At 42.2% G+C, this 11,868-nt stretch carries 11 protein-coding genes and 1 pseudogene; 9 read left to right on the top strand and 3 right to left on the bottom strand.

Annotated elements, in window-relative coordinates:
* A partial coding sequence (locus VK541_RS13095; protein WP_324370770.1) for an MFS transporter occupies nucleotides 1-482 on the bottom strand: 482 nt, incomplete at its 3' end.
* A 44-nt stretch (nucleotides 483-526) separates the two neighbouring features.
* On the opposite strand from VK541_RS13095, the gene VK541_RS13090 reads away from it, so the two are divergent.
* The 5 genes and pseudogenes from VK541_RS13090 to VK541_RS13070 all read left to right on the top strand — a co-directional run bounded on the left by VK541_RS13090 (nucleotide 527) and on the right by VK541_RS13070 (nucleotide 5,775).
* On the top strand, nucleotides 527-1,276 hold the full coding sequence (locus VK541_RS13090; protein WP_324370768.1) for a DeoR/GlpR family DNA-binding transcription regulator: 750 nt from the start codon (nucleotides 527-529) through the stop codon (nucleotides 1,274-1,276).
* Between the two features lie 215 nt (nucleotides 1,277-1,491).
* Nucleotides 1,492-1,833 (top strand): annotated as a pseudogene (locus VK541_RS13085) (VOC family protein).
* Between the two features lie 35 nt (nucleotides 1,834-1,868).
* A complete protein-coding gene (locus VK541_RS13080; protein WP_324370766.1) occupies nucleotides 1,869-2,474 on the top strand; it encodes an HAD family phosphatase in 606 nt (201 codons plus the stop codon).
* Nucleotides 2,475-2,555: 81 nt separating this feature from the next.
* Complete coding sequence (locus VK541_RS13075) at nucleotides 2,556-2,684, top strand: hypothetical protein (RefSeq protein WP_324370764.1); 129 nt, start codon at nucleotides 2,556-2,558, stop codon at nucleotides 2,682-2,684.
* Nucleotides 2,685-2,850: 166 nt separating this feature from the next.
* Nucleotides 2,851-5,775 (top strand): glycosyl hydrolase family 28-related protein, encoded by a 2,925-nt coding sequence (locus VK541_RS13070; RefSeq protein ID WP_324370763.1) that lies wholly within the window; start codon nucleotides 2,851-2,853, stop codon nucleotides 5,773-5,775.
* Between the two features lie 25 nt (nucleotides 5,776-5,800).
* Here the strand turns inward: VK541_RS13070 and VK541_RS13065 are convergent, their stop codons facing one another.
* Nucleotides 5,801-7,300, bottom strand: a complete 1,500-nt coding sequence (locus VK541_RS13065; protein ID WP_324370761.1) for a hypothetical protein — start codon at nucleotides 7,298-7,300, stop codon at nucleotides 5,801-5,803.
* A 370-nt stretch (nucleotides 7,301-7,670) separates the two neighbouring features.
* On the opposite strand from VK541_RS13065, the gene VK541_RS25830 reads away from it, so the two are divergent.
* Entirely contained in the window at nucleotides 7,671-7,778 is a 108-nt protein-coding gene (locus VK541_RS25830) for a DUF1810 family protein (protein WP_414692621.1), read from the top strand.
* Between the two features lie 307 nt (nucleotides 7,779-8,085).
* Here the strand turns inward: VK541_RS25830 and VK541_RS13060 are convergent, their stop codons facing one another.
* Nucleotides 8,086-10,038, bottom strand: coding sequence for a KUP/HAK/KT family potassium transporter (locus VK541_RS13060; protein WP_324370759.1), 1,953 nt, complete (start codon nucleotides 10,036-10,038; stop codon nucleotides 8,086-8,088).
* Nucleotides 10,039-10,248: 210 nt separating this feature from the next.
* Here VK541_RS13060 and VK541_RS13055 point away from each other — a divergent pair, with 210 nt between their 5' ends.
* The 3 genes from VK541_RS13055 to VK541_RS13045 all read left to right on the top strand — a co-directional run bounded on the left by VK541_RS13055 (nucleotide 10,249) and on the right by VK541_RS13045 (nucleotide 11,846).
* Entirely contained in the window at nucleotides 10,249-10,770 is a 522-nt protein-coding gene (locus tag VK541_RS13055) for a T9SS type A sorting domain-containing protein (RefSeq protein WP_324370757.1), read from the top strand.
* Between the two features lie 69 nt (nucleotides 10,771-10,839).
* Nucleotides 10,840-11,451 carry a fumarylacetoacetate hydrolase family protein gene (locus VK541_RS13050; RefSeq protein WP_324370755.1) on the top strand — a complete coding sequence of 204 codons (612 nt, stop codon included), beginning with the start codon at nucleotides 10,840-10,842 and terminating at the stop codon, nucleotides 11,449-11,451.
* A 5-nt stretch (nucleotides 11,452-11,456) separates the two neighbouring features.
* On the top strand, nucleotides 11,457-11,846 hold the full coding sequence (locus tag VK541_RS13045; protein WP_324370753.1) for a M23 family metallopeptidase: 390 nt from the start codon (nucleotides 11,457-11,459) through the stop codon (nucleotides 11,844-11,846).
* Nucleotides 11,847-11,868: the final 22 nt, after the last annotated feature.

Genomic DNA, 11,868 nt, shown 5'->3' with positions numbered 1-11,868 from the left:
CCACCTACACTAAAAAGACCATGAAGGGATGACATTATGGGACGCCCATAATGGTTCTGAACATGGATACCATGGGAATTCATCGCTACATCAATGACACCGATACCCCCTCCAAAAACAAAAAGTGCAGCTCCCATCATCCAGGGATTTGGCATCAATAACAATAAGGGAAGGAAGATAGCAGCGACCAGTCCCGAAATCAATATAACGATTCGTGTACCATAAAGCTTAGAGAAGTATCCACTTATCGGCATCATTGAAATCGCACCTGTCCCAAAAAGCAATAGAAGCAGCCCAAGATTACCATCATTCAAGTGTAGCCTTTCTTTTGCGAAAGGTACCATCGGCGCCCAGCTTGAGACAGCAAACCCGCACACCAGGAATATGTATTGTGTTGCTTTTTTTGCTTTCGTTGTTACCTGGTTATTTTCCATATTGCAAACTAATGCAATTATTTGCAAATTCGCAAATAATTGCAACATATACATTTTATGCAACGGGCTGAAAGAATTATATTTGTTGGGAAATGATCAGAGAAAAACGGTTCGAGTATATAATCTCCAGTTTGAAGAATACAGGTACGGTCACCTATAGTCAAATGTCTGCGGGCCTGTCAGTTTCCGAGGACACAGTTCGCAGAGACATTGACTACCTGGACGAGAATGGTCTTTTGTCAAAAGTTAGAGGGGGAGCGATATCGCGTGATAAAAATCCACTTTCCTTTCAGGACCGGGCTGACTTTCAGTCTACAGAAAAGGAGATCATTGGGATGAAGGTCCAGCCTTTGTTTAAGCCTGGGATGAGCGTGTTCATGGATGGTGGAACCACGATATGTGCGGTTGCGGAATGTTTACCAACCAATGCCTCATTTAGGGTTATAACAAATAATATAGCCCTGGTTCCTTTGTTGGCGAGGTTCCGGAACATAGAGGTAATTGTACTTGGCGGGAACTATAACAGGGATACACAAACAAATACGGGCGCCAGAACATGTGCTGAGGCATCGGAGTTCGTTGTCGATCTTTATCTTATGGGTACTTGTGCAATTTCAAAGGATTTCGGCATAACCTCAGCAATAAGAGAGGACGGGGCTGTAAAGAAGGCAATGTTGAAAGGCTCCAAAACGGTGGTTGTGCTCAGCAATAGCAAAAAAATAGGTACCAGCGAATCTTTTGTAGTCTGTGGCCTGCATGGAGTGAATGTTCTGGTGACCGAACTTCCAAGTGATGATCCCAAACTGGACGATTTGCGCTTTAAGAATCTTAAGATCATCTGATTACTTGCCTTTATTGAGCCTTACCGAAGCTTTCCTAATTTATCTTCCTGATCTTGATGTTTTTAAAAGCGACGCCCTTGTTCCAGTCCTGTAGGGCAATACGTCCTTTTACATACTTTCCGAATTCTATCAGGATATCGAGGATATCTATTTTAAGATGAAATTTTTTATTGCAAAAAAAGTGCAAAATTGCATTTATTTGCAATAAAAATACTATGAAATTGGAACATGTGACATTATGGGTCAGCGATATGGAGGAATCGAAAGCTTTTTATTCAAAATATTTTAATATGATAGATAAGCAACGAAAAGTATGAGAGCTTAAGGCATCCATTCAGTTCATACTTTCTAAGGTTTCAGCGAGAAAACGGGGAATGGTCCGAGGTTATGCCCATATTGCCATATCAGTTGGCAGCAGGGAAAAGGTGGATCTGCTTACTGACCGGATCAGAACAGACGGCTATACTGTGGTAGGACAACCACGTATTAACCGAGACGGTTATTATGAAAGCATTGTTGAGGACAATGAGGGAAACTGGATAGAGATTACAATATAGGTTTTGCAAATATTGCGGGGCCAAAAATAAAATATATGGAAATCAAGAATATAATATTCGACTTTGGAGATGTCTTGCTTGACTGGAACCCCAGGTATCTGTATGAGAAGCATTTTGTAGATAAAAATGAAATGAATTATTTTCTTAAAAATATATGCAATGATGATTGGAACCGGGAACAGGACAGGGGCCGGTCTTTTGCCGAGGCGGTACAAATCCTTCAGAAACAATTCCCAGAGTACCGTGAGCAAATTGCCATGTTCGATGATTGCTGGGACACTATGCTGCGATCCGATATTCCGGGAACGGTAGAAATATTGAGCCAGGTCAGCAAAACACACAATATCTTTGGTCTAACGAACTGGTCAGCCGAAAAGATTAAAGTAGCTTATGAAAAATACGGCTTTTTAAAGCAATTCGATGGAATCATTGTTTCGGGCGAGGAAAAATTAATCAAGCCTGATCATAGGATATACGAGTTACTTTTGCAAAGGTTTGGTATCAAGGCCGAAGAATCTTTGTTTATAGATGACAATCCTGCAAACGTTGAAGCTGCAAAGAAGGTGGGCATTTATGCGATACAGTTTTTAGATCCTCAATCATTAAAAGAAGTGCTCAAGAGTTTTAATATTCTCCCTTAATACAAATAAATTTTAGGCGTATCATTTGATATCAAAAGAGAAAAGCGGATCAAAGCCATTAATGATGACGATTTAATATAGATGCAGGTAAGTGATGTAATCTCCATTTTTATCAACCGCATAGAGATCGATGCCGAATTGAGCATCGCCAGGAATACCATAAGCAGGTACAATGGTATGGCCAACAATGATGCGTTTCACATCGTATAAACGAATTGTTTCCTCAACTTCAGGGTTTTGCTTTTAAAACTTCTCCGTTTTTTAAAATATATCTGTTACTTCAAAACTATATCTTAGCCGAGCAATTCGACAGAATAATAGTAGTCTTTTAAAAAGCAATAATGTTATGGAGCAGCACGGTAATTTAAACAGCGCAATGAGGACCAGAGACCACTTCAAAAACGTGGCAGGCCTGAAAAGCCATATGAGCAGGGTAAATTTCAGAATTGCAAAAACAGTTTCAATATGGAGTAAAATAGCTATGATCGCCATTACAGCACTATTTATTGCAAACATTACTAATGCTCAAGTAGGGGCGATCAGACAGCAAGTAAACCAACAAAGCATAAAACCTGTTTATCCTACAAAAGATCGGGTCATATCCGACTTTGTAGTGACCGATCCTAGATTTGGTGCGAAAGCCAAGCCGGGGTTTGACAACAGATCGGCTTTCCAGGCTGCAATTGATGTCGCATATAACAATGGCGGTGGTATAGTGTATATACCGGCGGGTAATTATGAGTTCCGCAGTACGCAAACCGCCACCAAGAGCGTTAGAGTGCGTCAGGGCGCAGACCAAACAATGAAAGACTTTAAACACGAATATGTTCTGAATCTCCCAACGAGTGTACAGCTTCGCGGCGACTGGGCGGATCCTGAATCAAACAAAGGGAAAGTTCTTGGAACCATTCTTGAAGTGCGCGTTGGCAAAAACGCACCCAATTATAACGGAACCGTTGAAAGTTGGTGGAACGACTCCCAGGCTGGCAACGCACTCCGCACTACCTATACAAACATAGCCGACAGGTTTATAGATATGAATTCGGGAACCGGCGTGACGAACCTGTCAATTTGGTATCCTGAACAGGATATCAACGACATAAAACCATATCCATGGACATTATTTCAACCAGGCGGCGACTGTGTGACAATTGAAAACGTAACTCTTGTAAACGCCTACAACGGTTTCTATTCCGCTCCCAGCGAACTGCATTATGTTTTGAATAGCTACATGACCGCCCTCAGTACAGGGATCGAGGTCCATGTATGCACCGATATCGGACGTATCGAGAATGTCAAAATAGACCCGAAGTACTGGGCAAATTCAGGGCTTCCTGGTTCACCCTCCCTTGCCAAGGTAGCAGGGTACACGAAAGCGAACGGCACAGGATTCAATATGCACCGCTCAGATTGGGAATATGTATCTAATCTGTATGTATCCGATTATAAGACGGGTATGTGGGTCGGCAGAGAATCCGGTTTCTCCGATACCCCAAACGCGCAGTTTTACGAAACTCATATCAAAAATTGCCGAACCGGTTTATATATTCAGGCCGTCAACCCATACGGTTTGCTTATTTCCAACTCTACATTTGGAGCTGAAAAAGATGGTAAGGCCGTATATTTCTATAACGATTTCAAAACTTCCGTCCAATTCAACGGTGTAGATTTCACCGGGCCTATCGTCAGCGATGGCAGCGACGGAGTTATATCCTTTGAAAGCTGTACGTTTAGCGATTACAGCAACTACGCGCTTAAAATAAACAATGGTAATGTACTGCTCACCCAGAGCGAGTTTAAAAAACCTGCCGGTCATGTGTTTCTGGGATCAGACGTGAATACACTCAAATCGGTGAACTCCGGCTATAACGGCAAATTGGAAATCAAAAATGACAGCAGATCTGCCAAAGTTGAGATCAATAATAGCAAGGAATATTTGTTTGACCCGATTCCTAAAAATGTAGTAACAGACATTAAAGTACACCCGAGGCCGGCGTCCAACAAAGTGTTGAAAGTCGATCTGCCAAGAGCAACGGGCTTTAACAACGACCAACCGACAGAAGATGTATCGGCTCAACTGCAAAAAGCACTTAACGAAGTTAAGGCTGCCGGCGGAGGTACAGTGTATCTGCCCGGTGGAAGATATTTGGTGAACAATCCTATCAAAGTTCCTTCAGGAGTGGAATTGAGAGGAACATGGGATGTACAGCACCATACTCAAAGTGGTGGTGTAGGCGTGTTTACAACTTATGCTGGCGGTGCTGCCGGAGAAAAAGGCGCTTCACTTATACAGCTCGAGGCAAGTGCTGGTATCAGAGGACTTACGATCGTGCAACTTAATATCGCAACTGACGGTTTTAGCGCTGAGAACCCCAGGGTAACCCCGTTCCTGATCCAGGGACAAGGTCCAAACGTATATATTGTTAATGTGACCGTAGGGGGCGGCGATAAAGGAATAGACCTCGCTTCATACAACACGAGCAAACATTATGTTGATTATTTTGCCGGCGTATTCGCAAGAGCAGGCATTTGGGTAGGCGGAGGTGCTGAAGGTGGATTTATCCGGAATATGCAGCTCAATCCGCATTATGGATCACGAATTCCACAAGGAGGGCAGGGATATCCGAGAATATCTTTGACACGTTTTGTACAATCAAATTGCAGCGCGCTTAAATTCGCCGATATTAAAAACCAAACGATCTTCAACAATTTCGTTTTCGGGTCATTCTACGGTATACATTTCCTGAAGGACGCAATAACCAGTAAGGATCCAGGAGAAATGACGGTCATAGGTCACGGTTCAGACGGATGCTCGTATTCTTTATTTGTAGAAGACGCCGACAAAAACACCAAATTGATCGCGATCAACTCCGAATTGGTTAATACACGGACAGCAGAACCTGTCAGGTCATATGTTCTTATGGGAGGCGAAGCTAATACCGATAAAGTTCACCCTGATGCTCAACTTATCCTGTACAACAGTGCATTTTGGGGCAGTCCTACCGTAGGAGCTATCATAAATAGCGGTACAGTACGTTTTCAACAGGCGAACTTCCAACGGTCCGGTGCTCCCGGCATAGACAACAGAGGCGGAAAAGCGCATGTGTACTCTTCTTACTTCGCACAAAGAATGCCAGGGGACGCTACCGGGGATAACGTACATGCGAAGCTACACGCGACCGGAGCCTCAACAGAGCTAACCAATAACTATTATATCTCTGGGTTTAGGGAAAATAACGCGAAACCGGGCAAGATCTACGGATCTGATATTGTTCCGGATAAGAAGAGAAATTCTCAGTAGAACTTTCTGTAACGTGAAAATTTAATCACTTTGGCATCTTATCCGAATTGCTTACAAATGCGACCTGTTTGCTGTCCGGCGACCATGAAGGGGTATTCATAGAACCCTGCCCGCCGTAAAAATAAGCCAGTACTTTTGGCTTACCTCCGGTAATTGGCATTAAGCGAATATAGACATGCTTGTATGGCGGGTGGTCTCCTGGTTCAACTTCTTCTTTTAAAAAAGATATAAACACGATCCACTTCCCATCCGGCGAAATATGCGGAAACCAGTTGTTGAGATTATTATCATATGTAATCTGTTCCTGATTACTACCGTCAGGTTTCATGCGCCATATTTGCATCATACCGGTACGCACTGAATTGAAATAGACATATTTGCCATCCGGGGTATATTCCGGCCCGTCATCAAGCCCCTTAGCATCAGTTAACCGTATTTCAGGTCCACCTGCAGCAGGAACTTTATAAACATCAAATTCATTATTTCGCTGTCCGCAAAATACCAGATCTTTCCCATCCGGAGACCAGCCGTGCAGGTATGACTGTGCCAAAGGAGTAATTTGCCTGGCCACACCACCCAATGTGGGTACCGTATAAATTATAGACCCCAATTTGGTATTACTGCTGATGCCCAGCATTTTTCCATCAAAGGAAAGTACATGGTCATTATTGCTCGTCACGCCACCGGTATTTATAGTCTCTGTTTTTGAATCCTCAAGACCAAAACGGTACAGTATTCCCTTTTCATCGTTAAATATAAGGCTCTTATTATCAGGCGTCCAATTTGGTGCCTGTATAGAATAGGGCACTGAATGTACTATCTTTCGATTTCCAGTAGCTATCTCTGCCAGTTCAACATCACTGCCCAGTGTCATGGCAACTTTTTCATGATCAGGAAAAGGAACAGATATGCGTACATTGCTGAATACCCCACTTTCATTGGCATCTGCATGATGTGAACCTACAAACAGGCCTACATATACTTCATCTCCCAGCTCTATATTTGCTACCTGGGCAGTTACAAATTGCTCACCGTACCTGGCTATCCTCATGGTATAGGTATTGCCCTTCCGCTCCAGCTGAAGAACATTAGCAGAATCAACCTTTGACCTGATTTCTTCTGTCATAGCCCCATCTGTACGCCGGAACTGTAGCGAAGTAAGGCCATCACCATGTTCAGATACATTAACCTGGGCCGAGTTTGCCTTCAGGGATTTTCGTATCATCCAGCCCAGCTTACGGTGTGGGTCTACTCCCTTCCAGCCAACAAAATCGGCACGGGAGTGCAAGATGAAATCACCCTTCATTTTTTTGTATACAAAATGAAACTCATCACTGTTGTTCCAGATATTTGTGCCTGCACCGGAAATGATGTATTGCTGCGTTTGGGAAAGATAGGTTCCGGATCCTGCTTTAGTTCCTGTTCCAATGTCCGCTTGTCCCTCAAAAATCCCTAATGAATTTTGCTGTGCCGAAACTGAGAAACTGGTTAAAGTTATCAGTAATACCAATAAATTGTCTTTCATGTTTAACCTGGTTAAGCTTGTGTATCGCTACCCGTCGTAATCCAAACCAAATTAAATATAGCGATTAAAAAGCGTCCATCACCTTTAAATCAATAGTGTTACAAATAAATCGTGCAAATTTTCACTCTAACCGATCTGATTTAAATTAGGATGCAGCTGCCTAAGATAACATCATACTATAAATCACAAAAAGCTCCCAGTTCAGCCGGCAATAGTTTTTTAGTTACTTCCTGCTTCAAACCAATAAGGGGTCGAATTCGACCCCCTTAAAAGCTATGTTATTTAATTGCATCCAATTAACAGCTGTTATCGGATTCCATCAAAATATGTAAATTTGTTATGATAACACCAAATAAATCAAACACCACAAATGAAATCCGAAGGAATAAGCAGGTTTTTAGACGCACAGAACCAGGTATATCTCAAAGCCCTGTCTGAGATTAAATCAGGCCGTAAGACCACGCATTGGATACACTAGGTGTCCAAGAACCTCTGCAAAACCATCCATTCAAGCAGCGAAGGGGTCACTTCCAGCCAGCCAGTTTAATATTTGCAGCTTGGTCATTAGGCTCTTTTTAGCACATTGTCTAAGGCCAAAAAGGCTCATTCACCAGCAGCAATCTGGATTTCTCGTTTAAGCCCGAAAGTAGCATGGAACTGTTGCTGAATGCTAATACTGTCCGTCAAATCAAAAGTTAGTACCCCATCATAGTCAACTGTGATACCCGGTGCACACGGAAGCCGCCCCGGAGCCTTTTTTTATGCATTGGTTCTTGTGTGACCGCTTATACCGGCAACCTGTTCATTTCAATATCATCAGGCGTCACAAATATTAGCGGCACCTTTTCCACGTCAACGTAACTTGAATCCAGCCCAAAACTTCGCTCTTCCGACAGACTTAACCTTTTTAAGACAAAATAATAATCCATTATGGTTTGTTCATAAAAGCTAAGTTTTGAAAACCTGGACAGGTGCTTTTCGAGCAGTACAAACCTGAAATCACCCGCAATCTTATGCTTATTTAGTGAAGTATATTGACTCGTAATGTCCACTTCTCCATTTTTAACCAGCTCTTCGATTACTTTTCTGTACAGCAGGTTTACCCGTTGTTCCACCCTAAAACCCAGCTTAAAGTCTATCCTTATTAATTTACCGGGGATGAGGAACTCCACCTTATAGTCTCTTGTAAAAGGTTCATCCACCACGTCCACGTGCACCAGCCAGTAGACATCCGCACGCTTGGGCTCTTTTTGGATAATGGAATATATAATCTTCGATTCAATCTCAGTCTTGAAATTAGCGCTGGTGAGATAAACAAGCTGAGAAGAATACTTTGGAACAGAAATATCACTGCTCAGTTCATTAATGATCTGATAGTAATCCTCTATTTCGACATACTTAACAAAACGGTTCTTAATTTTTCTCGCTACATACCAGCTCCACATCACCGTAAATAATAGTGATCCAATCATTACGGTCACCCATCCTCCGTGAAAGAACTTTGCCATGTTTCCAATCAGGAAAGTAGATTCCAGCAAACCGTAGACTGTTAAAAAGATGACAATGATGTATACCGGAATCTTCTTACGCTTCATATAAGCAGCAACAAGTATCGTTGTGGCCAGGAATGTCAAATTTATAGCCAAACCATATGCACCCTCCATTCTGGAAGAACTTTTGAAGATTAGCACAATTGTGATACAACCGGCCCACAAGATCCAATTGATAGACGGAACGTAGATCTGCCCTTTTTGATTACTTGGATAATTGATCCTGACCTTAGGCCAAAGGTTTAACCTTACTGCTTCAGATATCAATGTAAAAGAACCCGTGATCATGGCCTGACTCGCAATTACTGCAGCACACGTTGCCAGGCCAACAAGAAACAACAGGTATTGGCCAGGGACCATTTTAAAGAATGGATTATCATGAACATCATAATTTCCATGTTGCAATGCCCAAACCCCTTGTCCCAGGTAATTCAAAATCAGCATGAGTTTTACAAAGATCCAGCTTACCCTGATGTTTTTGCGGCCGCAATGTCCCATATCTGAATACAATGCTTCTGCCCCGGTTGTACACAAGAAAACCCCGCCCAGAATGAGCAGCGCTAAGGGATTATTGATAAGAAGGTTAACCGCATAATATGGGTTCAGGGCTCTAAAAATAGTGAGGTCCTGGGCTACAAAATAAATACCCAGCGCACCTAAGGTACCAAACCATAAGAACATCACAGGGCCAAACAGCTTGCCAACCAGATCTGTCCCAAACTGCTGAATTACAAACAAAACTGTAATAATTGCCAGCACTATAGGAATCACCTGAACTTCAGGAAACTTCAGTTTAAGCCCCTCGATGGCCGATGTCACCGTAATACTGGGAGTAATGATGCCATCTGCCAGGAGCGCACAACCGCCAATTACGGCAGGTAAGACCAGCCATTTTGCATTTTTTCTGACCAAAGAATATAAAGAAAAAATCCCGCCCTCACCCTTATTATCGGCTCTTAAAGTAATAACAACGTATTTAACAGTAGTCTGCAATGTGAGTGTCCAGATGATACAGGATAAAGCACCAAGCACAAGATTTTCGTCAACGGCCTGTCCTCCTGTTACCGCAGCATTAAAAATCGCTTTCAAAGTATATATAGGAGATGTACCTATGTCTCCGTAAACAATACCTAAACTTACAAGTAACCCCCCAGCACTAAGTGCATTTAAATTTTTATGATTTGACACTTTCTATTTTTTTTACGGGGCAAAACTACAAATAAATAAATGACCTATGGAGTTGCAGTCCTCGTTTTTATTTAAAGCCAGGATCAGCTTTCGAGGTACAAAAGCCCATCCAAACGTAATAACTTGTTAAATATTGTTAAAAATCTGATTATCGAACAAAATCATTGATTATATTGTTTTATTATTTATATTTTTGGGCAATCATCAAACATGAGCAAGACAAACCATATAGCGCTTCTCCTTAACTTCTTTTGCATTATATGCATGAGCACCTTGGGCAGCGTTAGTGTTTTTGCCCAGAAACCGGATAGCTCCATTAACAGCATCGGATCAAGGAGAATCAACAAAACACCGCAAATTAAGGCCAGCGTGCCCACTTACAGGCCTAAATACGGGTTAGGTTTCATACAGTATAGTGATTTGATCTCCAGTACTAAAACTATCCCGCAAAATCCGGTTAAACCTGAAAAGATCCTTACTGTATTAAAAGTTTATCCAAATCCGGTAGACGACCAGATTAACCTCATATTGCGCATTGATCGTGAGTCAAATCTATTCGTAAAGGTCATGGACCTATTAGGTAACGAAGTTGTTACGCTTTCCAATGAGCGTATCCAGCCAGGGGAACAGACAAAAAATTACACAATTCCTAACCGCTTAAACACCGGCATCTACTTTTTAAAAATAGTGGCCGGAGCTGAAACCGTGGTAAAACGTATTTCCGTTTTATAACCCTCAAATGATTGTTTCTTGTGGGTTAGAATGAATACTTTAGCGATATTCGCATTATAAAAGTATAAAATGAAGATCATTGCAATAGGACGGAATTACGCGGCGCACGCTAAAGAACTCAACAATCCCATACCCGGCAGTCCGGTCATATTCCTCAAACCGGATACAGCTATTCTAAAAGACAATAAACCTTTTTATCTTCCTGATTTCTCGTCAGACATTCACTACGAACTTGAGGTAGTGCTAAAAGTATGTAAGGAAGGGAAACACATTTCAGAAAAATTTGCGTCAAATTATTATGAAGAACTGGGACTTGGCATTGATTTCACAGCCCGGGACATTCAAAATATACATAAAGAAAAAGGTCTGCCATGGGAACTGGCCAAAGCATTCGACAACTCTGCCGCAATCAGCAATTTTGTACCCAAATCCGGCATCAGCGATATTTATGACCTGGACTTTGTACTTCAGATCAATGGCCAGATCAGGCAAAGCGGCAATACCAGGAACATCCTGTTCTCCTTTGAAAAGATCATCTCCTTCGTATCTCAATACATAACGCTAAAAAAAGGCGACCTGATATTTACCGGAACGCCAGAAGGAGTAGGTCGGATACACCAGGGTGATAAACTCGAGGCATGGCTTGCCGGACAGCAGCTACTTAATTTTGATATAAAATAAATTTAATGATCAGACTAAATTTGATACTGGGATTGATCATACTTGGGATCACCGGCGCAAGCGGACAGCAGATTTTCAGCAATAATAAATATCCTTTAGTTGATTTCCGCCCCCCTCTCGACATTGTACCACCGGCCCTTGCGGGCTCTTTTGGAGAACTTCGTGCCAATCACTTTCATTCAGGAATTGACTTCCGGACAAACCAGCGCCAGGGTTATCCGGTTTATGCCATTGCTGACGGCTATATTTCGAGATTGCGCGTCCAGAACAGTGGTTTTGGCCTGGCCTTATATATCAATCATCCCAATGGTTATACTTCTGTATACGGGCATCTGCAACGTTTTAGCCCTAAAATTGCTCAACAGGTCAAATCCATTCACTATCAAAAGAAATAGTATGAGATCGATGAATTCCCAA

The sequence above is a fragment of the Pedobacter sp. genome (genome assembly GCF_035317785.1).
Classification (GTDB): domain Bacteria; phylum Bacteroidota; class Bacteroidia; order Sphingobacteriales; family Sphingobacteriaceae; genus Pedobacter.
The sequence above is the reverse complement of the archived record's forward strand: the minus strand, read 5'-3'. Positions and strand labels throughout refer to the sequence as shown.